This is a genomic window from Streptomyces sp. NPDC091371 (genome assembly GCF_040684275.1).
Classification (GTDB): domain Bacteria; phylum Actinomycetota; class Actinomycetes; order Streptomycetales; family Streptomycetaceae; genus Streptomyces.
Map to the genome: position 1 here is coordinate 103352 of NZ_JBFBFP010000010.1, position 16323 is coordinate 119674.

The window sequence follows — 16323 nt, forward strand, 5'->3', positions numbered from 1 at the left end:
AACCGAGGAGATTCCATGAGCAGGCCGACGGTCGCCGTGATCGGCGCGGGCGTATCCGGAATGACGGCGGCGTACCTGCTGCAACGCACCCACGACGTCACGGTCTTCGAGGCCAACGACTACCTCGGCGGCAACGCGAACACCCAGGACGCCGTCCTGTCGGCCGACGTCACGATCCCGGTCGACGTGGCCTTCATGGCCTACGACGAGACCTACCCGAACATCAAGAGGCTGTTCGGCGAGCTGGAGGTCGCCAGCCGCCCGGCGAACATCGCCATCGACGTCGTGTGCACCGGCTGCGGCTTCACCCACATGGGCAGCACCCCCTTCGGCGATGGGGTCGTCGCAGCCCGCCCGGACGGTGTGGACCCCGAGGTCTGGGGCCGGTTCACCGCCGAACTGGAGCGCTTCCCGGCCGACCTGGTCGCCGCCGTGGAGTCGGGCGAGACCACCACGATGAGCGTCGGCGAGTTCCTCGCGAAGAAGGACTACTCCGACTACTTCTTCCAGCACTTCGTCTACCCGCGCGTCGGCCCCTGGTGGCTGAACGGCCCCGGCAGCGTCCACGCGATGTCGCTGGAGTTCCTGCTCAGCACCATGCGCAAGTACGGGCTGCTCAACCCGGACGCCTTCTCCACCTGGCGGGTCGTCGCCGGCGGCAGCCGCGCCTACCTCGACAAGATCGCCGCGCGGCTCACCGCCGTGCACACCTCGAGCCGGGTCCGGGAGGTCCGCCGGACCGCCGACGGGGTCCTGGTCCGCGACGCGGCCGGCCGGACACACGCCTTCGACAAGGCCGTCGTCGCGGTCCACCCGCCCACCGCCCTGGAGATCCTTTACCACGCCACCGCCCGCGAGCGCGAACTCCTCGGGATCTTCCGCTACATGCCGATGGACGCCACCCTGCACACCGACCTCTCCGTCTTCCCGGAGACCGGCGTGCCGCACAGCGGCTTCAGCATGACGGTCTCCTGCACCGACCGGAACGATCCGCGAGATGCGGAGCGTCTAGCTGGCGCTATGATCTGTTCTGACGTCAGAGATATGCAAGCTGGCGCCATCAGAAGTACGACCGCCGGGCAGGCGGTTGCAGGACGTGGAGCCCTAGCCGTTGGGCAGGCTGTGAAGCGTCAACCACCCAGCGGGCCGGACTTTAACTCGACTGGGAGTCTCTCGGATTCAACCGGGGGAGGATGCCAATTCGGCAGCGGCTACCACGAGGTGGCGGCGGCCGCAGCGGCTCGGCGCGACATGCGAGTGACGCATGATCAGTTCCTGGACAGCGTACGAGAGTACGCCGCTCAGGAACTGATCGCCCGGCGGGATCCGGCCGACAAACAGGGGTCCCTGCCCACCCCCGCCCAGCGCGCCTTCCACACCCGGGGCCTCGCCAACTGGTGGCTCCCCGAGGCCTACGGCGGCCGGGGCGTCTCCCTCGCCGACAGCGTGGACGTCGTCTCCGAACTCTCCTACGGGGATGCGGGCTCGGCCTTCACCCTGTTCATCTCGGTCCTCGGCTCCACGATGGTCTCGCTCTACGGCACCGAGGAACTCAAGGAGCGCACCCTCGGCAAGGCCGGGGCCGCCGGCGGCTTCTCGGCCACCCTCGGCAGCGAGCGGGCCGCGGGCAGCGAGCTCACCCACATCACCACCCGCGCCGCCCGCCGGGGCGACCACCTGGTGCTCGACGGGGAGAAGATGTTCGCGACCAACGCGGACTTCGCCGAGTTCCTCGTCGTGGTCGCGGTGTCCGCGGAGAACCCCCTCGAACACCTCGCGGTCGTCGTGCCCCGCGACACCCCCGGGGTCCGCATCGACCGGCGCTGGGAGACGCTCGGCCTCGGCTCGGCCGGCACCTACCAGGTGTCCTTCGAGAACTGCCGCGTCCCGGCCTCCAACGCGCTGCGCGGCCCGGGCCTGCTGCTCCTGGAGGTCGGCCTCAACACCAGCCGTACGCTGATCGCGGCCACCGGCGTCGGCATCGCCCGGCGGATCCGCGACCTGTGCATGGAGTACGCCCGGACCAAGCGGCTGCGCGGCGAGAGGCTGCTCGACTCGCCCGTCTTCGCGGCCAAGCTGGGCCAGATGGAGATGTGGATCGAGGTCATGCGCAACCAGTGCCTGGCAGCGGCGGCCGAGTTCGACGCCCTGGCCGCCCTGCCCGACGGGCCGGACGAGCTGCTCGGCCGGGGCGCCCTGCGCTCCGCGGTGGCCGCGAAGATGTTCTGCGGCCAGACGGGGTGGCGGATCGCCTCCACCGGTTCGGAGATGTTCGGCGGGCTCGGCTACACCGACGACTCGCCGATCGGCGGGCTGCTGCGCGACATGCGCTACATCTCGCTGGTCGAGGGCGGCGACGACGTCCTGCGGGAGCTGCTCTACCGGCGCTGCGTGGTCCCGGCGCGCAGGAGGCTCTGAGCGGGTTCCCCGTCCCCGGGCGTCCCGCCGTCGTGGCTGACGAGGGCGGCCACGTGCTCGGTCATCGTGTCGAGGATCTCGGCCGCGGCCTTGTCGTCGCCGAGCACGAGGAAGTTCAGGGTCAGCCCGTCGGTCATCGCGGCCAGGTAGCGGGCCAGCGCGGGCACCGGGATGCTCAGCTCGAACTCGACGCTGTCCCGGAGCTGTTCGATGAGCTCGGCGTAGGTCTCGGAGTACAGCTCGTACTGCCGCCTCGCCAGATGCTCGAAGCCGGGCTGGCGCAAGGCGTACTGGGTGAGCTCGTAGGTGAGCATGTGCGTGCCGGGATGGGCGGCCACGTGGTCCCAGTACGCCCGGAACCCGGCCCGGACGGTCTCCCGGACGGTGGCCTTCGGCTGGATCGCCTGCCGCACCATGGTGATGTACTCGTCGGTGATCGCCCTCATCACGGATTCGAGCAGGGCCTGCTTGGAGTCGAAGCAGTAGTGGAAGACGCTGAGCGACACGCCGGCCTCCGCGGCGATGGACCGGGTCGTCGTCCGGGCGACGCCGTCGCGGGTCATGGCGCGGATCGCGGCCTCGGTCAGCTGCCGGCGGCGCTCGGCGGACGGCATCCGTGCCATCGGGTCCCTCCGGTTCTGGTGACGGGGCTGGCCGGATCAGGACATCGGTCCTGATCCGGCCGGCCCCGGGGTGTTCCCGTGTTCCCGTGCTCCCGTACGGGTCAGCTGCTGTACACGCCGACCTCGTAGAGGGAGTAGCCCCACTTGGTGCCGCGCTGCACCCCGTGGACGCGTACGTACCGGGCCGAGACCCCGTCGAACAGTGCCGTGTCCAGGCCGCCGTCACCGGTGGTCGTGGACCATGCGGACTGCCAGTTCGAGCCGTCGGACGAGACCTCGATGCGGTAGCCCTTACCGTACGCGCGCTCCCAGTCGAGGGTGACCCGCTTGACGAGGTTCGTGGTCCCGAGATCGATCTGGAGCCACTGGTCGTCGCTCCAGTCGCTCGCCCAGCGGCTGCCCCGGTCGCCGTCCATGGCCCGGCCGGGCGCGTAGCTGACGAACGGGTTCCACTCGGCGGAGCTGGCCGAAGCGGGAGCGCCCGCCGCGAGGTTCACGCCGGCCTTGTGCCGCTCGGAGGCGCCCCAGGTGCCGAGGTAGGACTCGGCGCCCTTGAACAGGTCGTCGACCACGTCCTGGCCGCCGACGATCCGGATGTCCTCGATCCAGTCCGGGACCAGGCCGTAGTGCGAGGCGCCGTCGGTGTTGAGGTCCCAGGTGCGCTGCCCGGTGGTCTGCTTGTCGATGACCGAGCCGCCGTCGGTGCTGCGGAAGGGGTAGCGCACCGGGTTGGGGGTGTCGGCCCCGCGCGGGCCGGGCCAGCCGCCGACGCCGTTCATGTCGGTGCCGTACCCGTATCCGACGTTGTACTTGTCGCGCAGCGCGTCCGTCCGCTTCGCCTCCGCGCTGAAGCCCTCGGCGCCGCCCATGTACTGGCCGATGAACCCGCCGAGCTTGTAGACCCGCTCGGTCCAGTCCATGTCCATCCAGCTGTGCGAGGAGATCACGCCGGGGTAGGACTCGGACTCCAGGATGTCGAAGGCCTGACCGGCGGCCTTGACGCCCATGTGGTCGATCTCCAGCATCATCTTGCGCTTCATCATGCCGCGCACCGCGTACTCGCCGAGCTCGGTCAGCCCGCGGCTGTTGCACTGCGCGTCCGCCGCGTACGAGGGCACGGCCACGCCCGCCGGCAGCTGCTTCTGCGCCTCCGGAGCGGCCGCGAGCCCGATGGGGTTGTCGTGCTGCGGGCCCGCGCACTTCTCGGTCTTCCAGAAGGTGCCGGTCGACAGGAACTGGCCCACGTTGATCGCGGTGCCCAGGGCGCCCTGGTCGAAGCGGACCCCGCACAGCGCGTTGTCGAACTTGTGGCAGAGGAACATGCTGCGCACGCCCAGCTTGTGCAGCTCGTCCAGGCCGCGGTCGATGTCCGCCTGGGAGCACTGGGCGATGTCCAGGATCTGCTTGCAGCCGAAGGGCTCGGAGGTCTCGACGCCCAGGACGACGGCGAGCTTGCCCTGCTTGATCACCTCGCGGGCCTGCGCGGAGTCGGTGACGATGCGGAACCAGCCCTTGCCGGGGCCGCCGTACATCTTGTCGATGTAGGCCTGCATCTCGTACGTCTTCTGCGCCTCCAGGCGGATGGCGGTCATCTCGTCGCAGCCGCGGTCCTTGAAGAAGTAGACCGAGCAGATCACGCCGTTGGTGACGAGGTCGTTGACGAGCACCCGCTGGCCGCCGCGCCAGGCCCGTTCCACCCAGGCGTAGTAGTTCTGCTGGTGGGTGAGCGAGTCGTGGGCGGGCCAGTCCTTGAAGGTGGGCCAGCCGTCGGGGTCGTGCTTGCCGTCGCCGCCCTTGGTGATGAAGTCGAAGATCGCCAGGGTGCCGTCGGGATAGTGCTCGGGGCAGTCCTTGAGGGCGTCGGCGATGCCCTGCTCGGAGAACGGCTTGCCGCAGATGAGCCGGCCGCCGAAGCCCTCGTTGGACATGAGGTGGTCGTGGGCGTCGACGAAGCCGCGGACCCGGCCCTGGGCGTCGGTCCCCTTGAAGGGCTCGCCCGTGACGTTGATCTGGGAGTCGGGCGCGGGCCGGGCGACCGGGTTCCACCAGCCGGCATCGGCGGAGGAGGTGGCCGCGGGCCCCATCACCATGGCCACCACGGTGAGGAGGAGGATCGAGAGGACCGCCAGGGGTTTGCGCCTGCGGCGCGGGAGGGTCATGTGCATGTCATCATCACGTCTTCATTCGGCAGATGGCACGGTGGGGGATCCGATCGAGAATCTCGGCTGCTGACAGCAGAGTCAATAGTCCGGGACGCTTGACCTGATGAATCGTCAGCGGTCGATCGCCCGGTCGGACGGAACGGGGTGGGCCGGAAATATACTGTCCGGATGACTGAGAACCCTTTGCCCCCCTGTCCCGAATGCGCCGGCGAGTACGCCTATGAGATGGGCGCCCTGCTCGTCTGCCCCGAATGCGGCCACGAGTGGCAGCCCGCCCCCGCCGGGGCCGGCGACGCCGCCTCCGAGGAGCGGGTGATCAAGGACTCGGTCGGCAACGTGCTCGCGGACGGCGACACCGTCACGGTCGTCAAGGGCCTCAAGGTGAAGGGCCACCCGACGGGCATCAAGGCGGGCACGAAGGTGCGCAACATCCGCCTCGTCGACGGCGTCGACGGACACGACATCGACTGCAAGATCGAGGGCTTCGGCAACATGCAGCTGAAGTCCAGCGTGGTCAGGAAGGGCTGACCGCCGCCGCGCGGGGCCACGGGGTGTCCCGGGCCCGGCGCGGGAAGGCGCGGATCAGCGCTGCGCGCGGTCCCGCCAGTACGCGTACTGCTGCACCGGGTCACCGCTGAGCCGCCACGGCCACTCGGTGACCGTGCCGTCGATCAGCTGGAACACCTCTCCGGCGTCCCGGATCCGGTTGGCCTGCACGAGGGCGAAGGCCAGCAGGTTCAGATCGGCCTTGGTGGCCGCGTGGTGCAGGAACCCCGGGCTCTTCCAGTTGGCGTACGCGCGGTCCAGGACGGGCGCGGCGGGAGCGCTGGCCCAGTGCCGGCGCGCCATGAGCGTGCTCAGGTCGTCCTCGGCGGCGCCGGTGTGGTGCCGCCGGACGGTCGCAATCAGCTCGATGCCCGCGGTGGGGGCGTTCGCCGGCATCCGGGAGCGGGAGGCGTCGATGAATTCGAGCACCTGCATGTGCGAGCCGCACTCGTCCGGCGAGAGGTAGCCGAGCATCTGCAGGTGCGCCTCGCGGTTCCAGGTGTCGCGGGCCAGGACCTCCTGCCATATCTGGAACACCTCCTGCGAGGGGCGCCGCAGCAGGCGCAGGACCCCCAGCAGAACCACCCACGGAGTGGGGTCGGCGGGCTGGAGGTCGGCTGCGTCGTAACAGGTGTCGACCGTCGCCTGGGCGTCGTCCAGATCCCCCTTGCGGGCGCCCCGGACCAGGTCCGCCCACGCCTGCAGGAGCAGCGCGTCGCCGCTGCCGGGGCGCCGGGCGGGCCACGTCCGTACGAAGTTGGAGTCGGCCGCGCAGTGGGCCAGTACGCGCATCCGGTGCGAACGCCGGTCCCAGTCCGTGCCCGCCTCCGCGAGCAGCTGCTCCACCTGCGCGATCTGGAGGTCCGCGAGCCCCGGGGACGGGCTGCCTTCCAGTGCCTTCAGGACCCGGCCGAGCTGGCTGTCGTCGAGCTCAGGGGCGAGGCGCGGCTTGCGGCGGCGGGTTCCGAAGATCGGCATGCCGGGAGGATAGGAGATCTTCCGGCTTTCAAACCCGTTTCACCGGGGATTGTTATGCGCGGAGGGGATTCGAGACCCTACTGTCTCGTACGGTGAGACGTCGGCGTTCAGGAAGGCCTCGAGGGCGGCCAGGAACCGGTCGGGGTCGTCGATCCAGGGGTAGTGACCCGCGCCCGGCTGCACCACGAGCGCGGCGTCGGGGAACAGCCCGGCGAACTCGACGGCCATCGGGGGCGGGCTGTTCAGGTCGAACTCTCCGGTGAGCAGCAGGACGGAGCGGCCGAAGGCGGCGAGCCCCGCACGCGTGGCCGCCGGGTCGAAGGCGCCCTCGGCCCCGAAGCCGGCCACGGCGTCCGGGTTCTGCGGCTGCGCGGCGGCGTGCTGCTCCCGGGCGGCGGCGTCCCATCGGCCCCAGAAGAAGGGTGCGACGGCCTCCGCGTCGGCGCCCCTGCCCTCGGTGAGCGCGACCAGCGCGGCGAACGCCGCCGGGAACCACGGCTCGCCCTCGCGCAGCAGCGCGCACGCGCGCCGCGTAGCCCCGGTGATCTCCAGTCCGACGGCCCGGCTGCTGGGGCCGATCAGGCCGAGCCTGCCGACGCGCTCCGGGTGCCGGGCCGCGTACTGGGCGGCGATGTTCGTGCCGGCGGAGTGGGCGAGCAGGTCCATCCGGGGGAGCCCCAGGTGGACGCGCAGGGCCTCGACGTCCTCGACGAGCCGGTCGCAGCGGTAGGAGGAGGGGTCGGCGGGGACCGCGGACCGGCCGGTGCCGCGCAGGTCCGGGACGATCAGCCGGCGGTGCGCGGACAGGCCGCCGAGGTCGCCGAGGTAGGCGGAGTCGGCGGGGCCTCCCGGGATGCAGACGACGGGGTCGCCGTCGCCGGTCGTCCGGTAGGAGAGGAGGGTGCCGTCGGGTGCGGAGAAAGTGGGCATGGCCCGGATCCTGCCACTCATAACCCGGTTATACAACCAGGTTATGAGTGAGGGGTGCCGGGGTGTATAAGGGAGCCATGGCAGGCGGAGAAGACATGGGCGGCCGGCACCCCGGGGCGCTGACCGAGGAGCAGGCCGGGCGGATGCTCGCCGAGATGAACGAGGTCATCCGCGCGGGCGAGGAGATGCGCAGGCTGCGCGCCGACATGATCCAGGTGCTGGCCGGTCTGGGCTGGACCCAGGAGAAGATCGCCCGGCTCACCGGCATGAGCCAGCCCGCCGTGTCGAAGCAGGTCGCGAAGCAGAAGGACGGCGACGACCCGGCGCCGCCGATGGGGCTCTCGCTCGACCAGCACGACGCCCCGTGGCTCGAAGGGCGCCTGTGGGCCCTGGCCGAGGGGATCTCCGAGAGCTGCCGGGGAGCCGCCCGCTGCACCCGCTACGTCGAGTCCCTCGCCCGGGGGCGCAAGCGCTTCACGCCGGGGAACGTCGACGAGCTGCGCCGCCTCGTCGAGGAGGACTTGAGGCTGCACGCGGCCGAGCTCCCGGGCGGCTTCCGGGCCGCGTACGACGGGATCAGCCGCGGCCTCGACGTCCCGTCGAAGACCGCGGCCCCGGATCCGGACACCTCGGCCTCGGTGCGCCGCGCCCTCGCCCACCGCATCCAGCGCGACCTGCTCGGGGGCGGCGCGTAGGGCGTGTCAGGCGTCGGCGGCTTCGAGCCCCTCCAGGCTGTCCATGAACGAGCTCACGGAGAACACCGCGCGCCCGGGACCGGCCGGACCGTAGCCGGGCGGGGAGCTCAGGCCGAACTCCTCCAGCGTCGCCCGGTAGGCCTCGAGCAGCCGGATGTGGTACTCCAGCGGGGCGCCCAGCGGATTGGCCTTGCCCAGCGGGGTCGTCGGCTCGGGGCACCAGGTGGTGAAGCGCGGCACGACGCCGTTCGACATGAAGAACCGCAGCCCCTCGGTGGTCGACTCGATGGCCTCGCTCACCTTCGTGAAGCCGAACGGCTCGGCCATCTCGATGCCCGCCACGAAGTTCGGGATCACATTGCGCGGGCCGAACACCTCGGCGGAGTCCAGGATCCTGCGGTGCCATTCGTCGCGGCCGACGTACCGTTCCTTGCCCGGGCAGTGCAGCTGGAACAGCCGGCGGTCCCACACCTCGAAGTTCGGGTGGTAGATCTTGATGCCGTAGTCGTGGAAGCGCTGCACGGCGTCGCGGGGCAGGGCCTGGGCGACGACCTTGCCGGTCCAGCGGCCCGGGAAGCGCTCCTCGATGGCCTTCGCGTAGTGCCCGTAGAAATCGGCCTCGTCGCGGCCGCCGACCTGCGAGGTGATCGAACCGCCGGTGAGCGTGTACGCCCGGGAGGTGCCCGCCGTGTCGTACCGGTCGATGATCTCCAGGGCCTCCAGTACCTCCTCGACCGGCTTCACGCCGGTGTAGGGGCGGCCCGCCGCCTTGTGCTGGCGCCAGTTGTGGTTGATGTCGCAGAACTGGCACTCCTCCTTGGCGCCGAAGTACTGGCACACCCGGAAGACCGTCAGGTAGATCAGGTAGCCCCACTGGATGGTCGGCGCGACCTCCATCACCGACTTGCCGTTCGACAGCTTGTGCCGGTAGTACTCCGGCATCGGGGGCAGGCCGACGTCGGCGATCCGCACACCGTCCAGGTAGAGTCCCAGTGAGCCGTCCTCGCCACCGCGCACGACGTAGGGGGAGTCCGGGTTCACGCGCACGGACACGACCGTGCGGCGCAGCTCGTAGGGGCCGCCGGTGAGGACGATCTCCTCCGGCGGACGGTTGAGCGCGGCGGCACCGAGCTCCGGCAGGGTCCGGTGGTCGAACGAGAAGATGAAGTACGACTTCGGCTTCACGTCGCCGGAAGCCCCGTCGGCCGTTCCGCTCAGGGCGGACTCGTCGAAGGCCATCCCGCCCCGGAGCAGGTCCTCCTTGATCACCGCCTCCCGGGGCACCTGCGGGAAGCGCTCCATCAGGCCTTCCACCAGCGCGGTACGGCTGCGGGTCTCCATGTGCTGCTCCATCCCTGATGCCTGGACGATCACCTCGCAGCGTAGCCCGGTGGGGGTGCGTGAAGTGGCAGGGGATAGGGTGGTTAGCATATGAGCACCGCCTAGCTCGAAAGATAAACCTGTGACTGTCATTGAGGACTCGTTCAGCAGCTGGAAAAACCGCGAAGAGATCGCGGAGTCGATGATCCCGATCATCGGGAAGCTGCACCGGGAGCGGGACGTCACGGTCCTGCTTCACAGCCGCTCGCTGGTGAACAAGTCGGTGGTCAGCATCCTCAAGACCCACCGATTCGCCCGGCAGATCGACGGCGAGGAGCTGTCGGTCACCGAGACGCTGCCGTTCCTGCAGGCTCTGACCACGCTCGATCTCGGCCCTTCGCAGATCGACATCGGCATGCTCGCCGCGACGTACAAGGCCGACGCCCGTGGTCTCTCGGTGGCCGAGTTCACCGCCGAGGCCGTCGTCGGCGCCACCGGCGAGAACAAGCTCGAGCGCTCCACCGGCCGTGACGTCGTCCTCTACGGCTTCGGCCGCATCGGCCGCCTCGTCGCCCGCCTGCTCATCGAGAAGGCCGGCTCCGGCAACGGCCTGCGCCTGCGCGCCATCGTCGTCCGCGGGGGCGGCGAGCAGGACCTCGTGAAGCGCGCCTCGCTGCTGCGCCGCGACTCGATCCACGGCCAGTTCAACGGCACGATCACCGTCGACGAGGCGAACAGCACGATCGTCGCCAACGGCAACTCCATCAAGGTGATCTACGCCAACGACCCGTCCGAGGTCGACTACACGGCGTACGGCATCAAGGACGCCATCCTCATCGACAACACGGGCAAGTGGCGGGACCGCGAGGGCCTCTCCAAGCACCTGCGCCCCGGCATCGACAAGGTCGTCCTGACGGCCCCGGGCAAGGGCGACGTCCCGAACATCGTCCACGGCGTCAACCACGACACCATCAAGCCGGACGAGCAGATCCTGTCCTGCGCCTCCTGCACCACCAACGCGATCGTCCCGCCGCTCAAGGCCATGGACGACGAGTACGGCGTGCTGCGCGGCCACGTGGAGACCGTCCACTCGTTCACGAACGACCAGAACCTGCTGGACAACTACCACAAGGCCGACCGCCGCGGCCGCTCCGCGCCGCTCAACATGGTCATCACCGAGACCGGTGCCGCCTCCGCCGTCGCCAAGGCGCTGCCGGACCTCAAGGCCCCGATCACCGGCAGCTCGATCCGCGTCCCCGTCCCGGACGTCTCGATCGCCATCCTGAGCCTGCGCCTGGGCCGCGAGACCACCCGTGAAGAGGTCCTCGAGTACCTCCGCGACGTCTCGCTGAACTCGCCGCTGAAGCGCCAGATCGACTTCACCACGGCCCCGGACGCGGTCTCCATGGACTTCGTGGGCTCGCGCCACTCGTCCATCGTGGACGCCGGCGCCACCAAGGTCGACGGCGACAACGCGATCCTGTACCTCTGGTACGACAACGAGTTCGGCTACTCCTGCCAGGTCATCCGGGTCGTCCAGCACGTCTCCGGTGTCGAGTACCCGACCTACCCGGTTCCGGGCGTCTGATCTCGTCGCAGCTGAGCGGTAGACCGAAGGCCCCGGCCGGGGAAACCCGGCCGGGGCCTTCGGCGTACGCGCCGGGCCGGCGGTGGTGCGGGCAAAGCGAAGGCCCCGGCCGGGATTCCCCGGCCGGGGCCTTCGTCGTACACGCGCCGTGTCGGCGACGGTGCGGTACTGGTGGTGCGGTACTACCAGAGCACGGACAGGCGCTCCGGGATGCGCTTCATGAAGCGGGTGCGCCAGACGAGCTGGTCCACCGGCACGGCCAGCGCCAGGTTGGGCATCTTCTCCAGGAGGACCTCGATGGCGATCTCGGTGTGCCGCTTGCCGAGGGCCGTGGCCGGGCAGTAGTGGCCGCCGCCGCCGAAGGAGAGGTGCTGGTTGGCGTTCTCCCGGTCGATGTCGAACGTGTGCGGGTCCGGGAACACCGACGGGTCGGTGTTGGCGCCCTCGACCAGGACGAGGCACAGCTCGCCCTTCTTCACCAGGACGTCACCGAGCTGGACGTCCTCCGTGGCCAGCCGGGGCAGGCCGTCGGCGATGGACAGGTTGACGCGCAGCAGCTCGTCGACCGCGGTCGGGATCTTCTCCGGGTTCTCGCGCAGCTGCGCCCACACGTCGGGGTTCTGCAGGAGCGAGAAGATCGCCATGGTCAGGAAGCCCATGGTGGAGATGACGCCGGCACCGAAGAAGGTGACGCCGACGGTGGCCAGCATCTCGTCCGTCAGGTGCGCGTAGTCCGGGTCCTCGCGCAGGGCCGCGAGCTCGGCCATCAGACCGGTCGTGGCCGGGTCGTCGAGGCGCTCGACCATGTACGCCATGTCGCGGTCCCAGTTGAGCTTGGCACCGGTGACAGGGCAGGCGGAGTTCATGAACGCGATGTCGAGGCTGCCGGCCAGCCGCGGGGCGTCCTCGAACGGGATGCCGAGGATGCGGCAGTGCAGGTTCTCGGAGTACGGGTTGGTGAACTGGCCGCGCAGGTCGACCGGCGCACCGTAGGCCAGCATGCTGTCGACGAGCTTGGTGGCCTCGGCCCGCATCCAGTCGTTCAGGCCGGGGGCCTTGGGGTTGATCGCCTTGAGCACGGCCTTGCGCAGGCCGGCGCCGGTGATGTTGCCCATGTTGTTGACGACCTCGGGCGGGATCGTCAGCGCGTACTGACGGGGCACGCCGGGGGCCGAGGTGTCCTTGAGGCTGAACCGCGGATCTTCGAGGACCTGCTTGCACAGTTGATAGGAGGAGACGAGCCAGGCATCGTCCCCGGCTATCGTGCGCACCTTCTTGACCGGCTCGCTGCGGAGCTGCTCCACCTCGGCGGGGAGCCGGTCGCCGCGGGCGTCGAAGGGGAAGTCGAGGACGGTGTCAGTGCTCATCGAAGGATCCTTCGGCGGGGGTGATGATGGCGTGGCCCTGGTTGCGGGAGGCGCGCAGGCCCGAGCCGCGCGAGTACAGCAGTTCCGCCATCGGCAGGAGCTGGTGGTAGCAGTTGAGCGAGGAGGGCACGCCCATGATGGCGGGCGTGTCCAGGAAGAGCGGCGCCTCGGCGCACACGTACTGGAGGCAGACTTCGCGCTGCCGGGTCGTCGCGGTCTCCCCGTTCAGCACCTTGGAGGAGAGGAACGAGTCGACCAGCGCGCTGCAAGTCGCGCGGAAATCGGGGTCGTTGTCCAGCCGGCTGGTCAGGTCCGAGTGGATGGCCTTGTAGGCCGGGATGTCGGTGAGGGCCGACATCGGACGGGCGCGCAGGCGCTGGCCCGTGGGGTCGGCCTCGGCGGCGGCGTTGTTGACCTTGGCGCGGACGCCGCGCAGGTTCTTCACCGTCTTGCGCCGGGCCTCGATCTCGTCGTAGCCGAGGGCTTCGAACATCTCGGCGACGTACAGGTCCGTGTAGATCAGGTCGACCTGATCGAAGTTGCGCATGCCCCACTGGGCGAGGTCATGAATGCGCTGTGCGGAGAAATAGCTGTTGCCGGGCGAGATGCCGATGACGGCGTGGTCGCCCTCCTTGTTGATTACTTCGCAATGCGGGGTGTACGGCCGGACTGTGAAGACTTCGGTCGCTGTCGTCAACAGAGTGTCGGGTCCTTCGCGCCGCTAGTCCCAGGGGGCCCTGTGCCCAAGGTGTGGCGGCGACGTGAAGGAAGGTACCCGACTCAGGTGACGGGTCATATGGCTTCTGGACAGTAACTCCTTTACCCGGAAGCGTGGTTGTATGTTCCTAATTCTATCGGTCGCCCGACAGTCCCGATGGCCCTTGCGTCACTCTCGGTGACTTTCCGGGCGTGTTGTGCGCCTGCCGGGTCAGCGGCTCCCGGAGGTGCTACAACTGGGAGCGTGACCCTTCCTCGCCACCCGTGCCGGGCACCGCGGTGCGGTCACCTCTAGGCAACCGGTTCAGGAGCGTCGCCGGCCAGGTCTTCGTCCTCCAGGTGACGATCGTGGTGTTGCTCGCCGCCGGAGCCCTGCTGGCCCTCCTGCTCCAGTCGCGGCACGACATCGACCGCGAGGCGCGCAACCGGTCGGTGTCCGTCGCCGAGACCTTCGCGCACTCCGTGGGCCTGCGCGAAGTGCTGAAGACGCCCGATCCGTCCGCCGTGCTGCAGCCCCTCGCCGAGGCCACGCGCAAGGCCGCACACGTCGATTTCATCGTCGTGATGGACACCAACGGCATCCGCTACAGCCATCCCCAGCCGGACCGTATCGGGAAACGGTTCGTCGGCACCATCGAGCCCTCGCTCGCCGGGCGCGTCCACACCGAGAGCGTGCAGGGCCCCCTCGGCAAGGAGATCCAGGCGGTGGTGCCCGTCACCGCCCCCGACGGCAAGGTCGTCGCGCTGGTCTCGGCGGGCCTGACCGTGAAGAACGTGACCGGAGTCGTCGACCGCCAGCTCCCGGTGATCCTGCTGGCCATCGCCGGCGGCCTGGCCCTGGCGACCGTCGGAACGGCCCTGATCAGCCGCCGTTTGCGCCGCCAGACCCATGGGCTCGGCACACAGGAAATGACCCGGATGTACGAGCACCACGACGCGGTGCTCCACGCCGTCCGCGAAGGCGTGCTGATCACGGACGGTGACGGCCGGCTGCTGCTCGCGAACGACGAGGCCCGACGATTGCTCGGGTTGCCGCCCGATGCCGAGGGGCGTCCGGTCGCTGAGGTGGCGGGATTGGATCGAAGAATGGCTGACCTGCTGCTATCCGGCAGGGTCGCAACCGATGAAGTACTGGAGAGCGGGGACCGGCTGCTCGTCGTCAACCAGCGGCTCACCCACCCCGGGGGCAAACCGGCGGGCGCCGTGGCGACCATCCGCGACTCGACCGAAATGCGGGTCCTGACCGGCCGCGCGGACGCGGCGCGACGACGTCTCAAACTGCTCTACGACGCCGGCGGCGACATCGGCACCACCCTGGACGTCGTGCGAACCTCCGAGGAACTCGCCGCCGTGGCCGTCCCCCGGTTCGCGGACTTCGTCACCGTCGACCTGGCAGCCCCGGTGCTCGACGGGGACGAGCCCGGCCCGGGTGCCGACATGCGGCGCACCGCCGTCAGCGGCATCCGCGCCGACCATCCGCTCTACCCCCGCGGCCGGCTGATCGACTTCCTGCCGTCCACCCCGCAGGCCCGCGGCTACGGCACCGGCGAGGCGGAGCTCGTACCGGACCTGTCCGACGCGCCGGGCTGGCAGGCCCAGGACCCGCCCCGGACCCGGGCCATCGTCGACTACGGCATCCACTCGCTGATCGCGGCCCCGCTCAAGGCCCGCGGCGTCGTCCTCGGAGTGGTCAACTTCTGGCGCTCGCGCAAGCCCGAGCCCTTCGACGAGGACGACCTCTCGCTCGCCGAGGAACTCGTCGCCCGCGCGGCCGTCAGCATGGACAACGCCCGCCGCTACACCCGCGAACACGCCCTCGCCGTGACCCTCCAGCGCAGCCTGCTGCCCCGGGCCCTGCCCGAGCAGAGCGCCGTGGACGTGGCCCACTTCTACCTGCCCGCGCAGTCCGGGGTGGGCGGGGACTGGTTCGACGTGATCCCGCTGCCCGGCAGCCGGGTCGCCCTGGTCGTCGGCGACGTCGTCGGGCACGGCCTGCACGCTGCCGCCACCATGGGGCGCCTGCGCACGGCCGTGCACAACTTCGCCTCACTCGACCTGCCGCCCGACGAGATCCTCGCCCGCCTGGACGACCTCGTACAGCGCATCGACCACGACGGGGAGATCGGCGACGGCGCCGGCGGCGTCCTGGGCGCCACCTGCCTCTACGCCGTCTACGACCCCGTTTCGCACGGCTGCACCATGGCCCGGGCCGGGCACCTGCCGCCCATGCTCGTCGCCCCCGACGGCACGACGAGCATCGTGGAACTCCCGGCCGGGCCCCCGCTGGGCCTGGGCGGCATGCCGTTCGAGACCGCCGAGCTGGAACTGGCCGAGGGAAGCCAGCTCGTCCTGTACACGGACGGGCTGGTCGAGGAGCGCAACCGGGACATCGGGGAGGGCCTGGAACTGCTGCGCGCCGCCCTCAGCCGGCCCGACCGCAGCCCGGAGGCGAGCTGCCGGGCCGTGCTCGACATGCTGCTGCCGACCCGGCCCACCGACGACGTGGCCCTGCTCATCGCACGGACCCGCACCCTCGGCCCGGACCGGGTCGCACAGTGGGACGTGGCGTTCAAGCCCAGCGCGGTCAGCGCCGTACGGAACGCGGCGGCGAGGAAGCTCGACGACTGGGGGCTGCCGGAGCTCGGCTTCGCCACGGAACTGATCCTCAGCGAGCTGATCACCAACGCGGTGCGGCACGGCCGGGCGCCGGTCCGGGTACGGCTCCTGCACGACCACATCCTGACCTGCGAGGTATGGGACGGCAGCAGCACCGCCCCGCACCTGCGCTACGCCGCCACCACCGACGAGGGAGGGCGCGGCCTGTTCCTGGTGGCGCAGCTCAGCGAGCACTGGGGGACCCGGTACACCCCCGAGGGCAAGGTCATCTGGGCGCAGCTGGCCCTGCCGGGCACCCCCGGCCGCAAGGAGCCGGACCTCTGGGACTTCCTGGACGCGGAACCCCTCTGACGGCGCGCGGGA

12 protein-coding genes are annotated in these 16323 nt (G+C 70.1%); 5 read left to right on the forward strand and 7 right to left on the reverse strand.

The features are described 5' to 3' along the window. Positions 1-15: 15 nt before the first annotated feature. Complete coding sequence (locus tag AB0O21_RS14345; RefSeq protein ID WP_365170806.1) at positions 16-2418, forward strand: FAD-dependent oxidoreductase; 2403 nt, start codon at positions 16-18, stop codon at positions 2416-2418. Here the strand turns inward: AB0O21_RS14345 and AB0O21_RS14350 are convergent. Together AB0O21_RS14350 and AB0O21_RS14355 are read right to left on the reverse strand one after the other, a co-directional pair. Continuing rightward, on the reverse strand, positions 2379-3041 hold the full coding sequence (locus AB0O21_RS14350) for a TetR/AcrR family transcriptional regulator (protein ID WP_365170808.1): 663 nt from the start codon (positions 3039-3041) through the stop codon (positions 2379-2381). The two genes, AB0O21_RS14345 and AB0O21_RS14350, sit on opposite strands and share 40 nt — an antisense overlap. A 101-nt stretch (positions 3042-3142) precedes the next feature. Further along, a complete protein-coding gene (locus tag AB0O21_RS14355; RefSeq protein WP_365171003.1) occupies positions 3143-5200 on the reverse strand; it encodes a discoidin domain-containing protein in 2058 nt (685 codons plus the stop codon). Between the two features lie 171 nt (positions 5201-5371). On the opposite strand from AB0O21_RS14355, the gene AB0O21_RS14360 reads away from it, so the two are divergent. After that, on the forward strand, positions 5372-5731 hold the full coding sequence (locus AB0O21_RS14360; protein WP_365170810.1) for a zinc ribbon domain-containing protein YjdM: 360 nt from the start codon (positions 5372-5374) through the stop codon (positions 5729-5731). A 54-nt stretch (positions 5732-5785) separates the two neighbouring features. Here the strand turns inward: AB0O21_RS14360 and AB0O21_RS14365 are convergent, their stop codons facing one another. Together AB0O21_RS14365 and AB0O21_RS14370 are read right to left on the reverse strand one after the other, a co-directional pair. Then, positions 5786-6727: a hypothetical protein gene (locus AB0O21_RS14365; protein WP_365170812.1), complete on the reverse strand. Its 942-nt coding sequence runs from the start codon at positions 6725-6727 to the stop codon at positions 5786-5788. Positions 6728-6766: 39 nt separating this feature from the next. Continuing rightward, a complete protein-coding gene (locus AB0O21_RS14370) occupies positions 6767-7657 on the reverse strand; it encodes an alpha/beta hydrolase (RefSeq protein ID WP_365170814.1) in 891 nt (296 codons plus the stop codon). Between the two features lie 77 nt (positions 7658-7734). Between AB0O21_RS14370 and AB0O21_RS14375 the strand changes: the two genes are divergently transcribed. Further along, positions 7735-8352 carry a sigma-70 family RNA polymerase sigma factor gene (locus tag AB0O21_RS14375; protein WP_365170816.1) on the forward strand — a complete coding sequence of 206 codons (618 nt, stop codon included), beginning with the start codon at positions 7735-7737 and terminating at the stop codon, positions 8350-8352. A 6-nt stretch (positions 8353-8358) separates the two neighbouring features. On the opposite strand, the gene AB0O21_RS14380 is transcribed toward AB0O21_RS14375, so the two are convergent. Beyond that, a complete protein-coding gene (locus tag AB0O21_RS14380; protein ID WP_365170818.1) occupies positions 8359-9693 on the reverse strand; it encodes a radical SAM protein in 1335 nt (444 codons plus the stop codon). A gap of 121 nt (positions 9694-9814) precedes the next feature. Between AB0O21_RS14380 and AB0O21_RS14385 the strand changes: the two genes are divergently transcribed. After that, on the forward strand, positions 9815-11260 hold the full coding sequence (locus AB0O21_RS14385) for a glyceraldehyde-3-phosphate dehydrogenase (protein WP_365170820.1): 1446 nt from the start codon (positions 9815-9817) through the stop codon (positions 11258-11260). Between the two features lie 182 nt (positions 11261-11442). Here AB0O21_RS14385 and AB0O21_RS14390 read toward each other — a convergent pair whose 3' ends face one another. Further along, entirely contained in the window at positions 11443-12627 is a 1185-nt protein-coding gene (locus AB0O21_RS14390) for a cytochrome P450 (protein ID WP_365170822.1), read from the reverse strand. Continuing rightward, complete coding sequence (locus AB0O21_RS14395; RefSeq protein ID WP_365170824.1) at positions 12617-13324, reverse strand: tRNA-dependent cyclodipeptide synthase; 708 nt, start codon at positions 13322-13324, stop codon at positions 12617-12619. Before AB0O21_RS14395 ends, AB0O21_RS14390 begins: the two co-directional genes overlap by 11 nt. A 284-nt stretch (positions 13325-13608) precedes the next feature. Here AB0O21_RS14395 and AB0O21_RS14400 point away from each other — a divergent pair, with 284 nt between their 5' ends. Beyond that, entirely contained in the window at positions 13609-16311 is a 2703-nt protein-coding gene (locus AB0O21_RS14400) for a SpoIIE family protein phosphatase (protein WP_365170826.1), read from the forward strand. Positions 16312-16323: the final 12 nt, after the last annotated feature.

What these genes read in the sequence shown, in the direction of transcription:
- AB0O21_RS14345 (WP_365170806.1), top strand. Translation starts at nt 16, where the DNA reads ATGAGCAGGCCGACGGTCGCCGTGATCGGCGCGGGCGTATCCGGAATG.
- AB0O21_RS14350 (WP_365170808.1), bottom strand. Translation starts at nt 3,041, where the DNA reads ATGGCACGGATGCCGTCCGCCGAGCGCCGCCGGCAGCTGACCGAGGCC.
- AB0O21_RS14355 (WP_365171003.1), bottom strand. Translation starts at nt 5,200, where the DNA reads ATGACCCTCCCGCGCCGCAGGCGCAAACCCCTGGCGGTCCTCTCGATC.
- AB0O21_RS14360 (WP_365170810.1), top strand. Translation starts at nt 5,372, where the DNA reads ATGACTGAGAACCCTTTGCCCCCCTGTCCCGAATGCGCCGGCGAGTAC.
- AB0O21_RS14365 (WP_365170812.1), bottom strand. Translation starts at nt 6,727, where the DNA reads ATGCCGATCTTCGGAACCCGCCGCCGCAAGCCGCGCCTCGCCCCTGAG.
- AB0O21_RS14370 (WP_365170814.1), bottom strand. Translation starts at nt 7,657, where the DNA reads ATGCCCACTTTCTCCGCACCCGACGGCACCCTCCTCTCCTACCGGACG.
- AB0O21_RS14375 (WP_365170816.1), top strand. Translation starts at nt 7,735, where the DNA reads ATGGCAGGCGGAGAAGACATGGGCGGCCGGCACCCCGGGGCGCTGACC.
- AB0O21_RS14380 (WP_365170818.1), bottom strand. Translation starts at nt 9,693, where the DNA reads ATGGAGACCCGCAGCCGTACCGCGCTGGTGGAAGGCCTGATGGAGCGC.
- AB0O21_RS14390 (WP_365170822.1), bottom strand. Translation starts at nt 12,627, where the DNA reads ATGAGCACTGACACCGTCCTCGACTTCCCCTTCGACGCCCGCGGCGAC.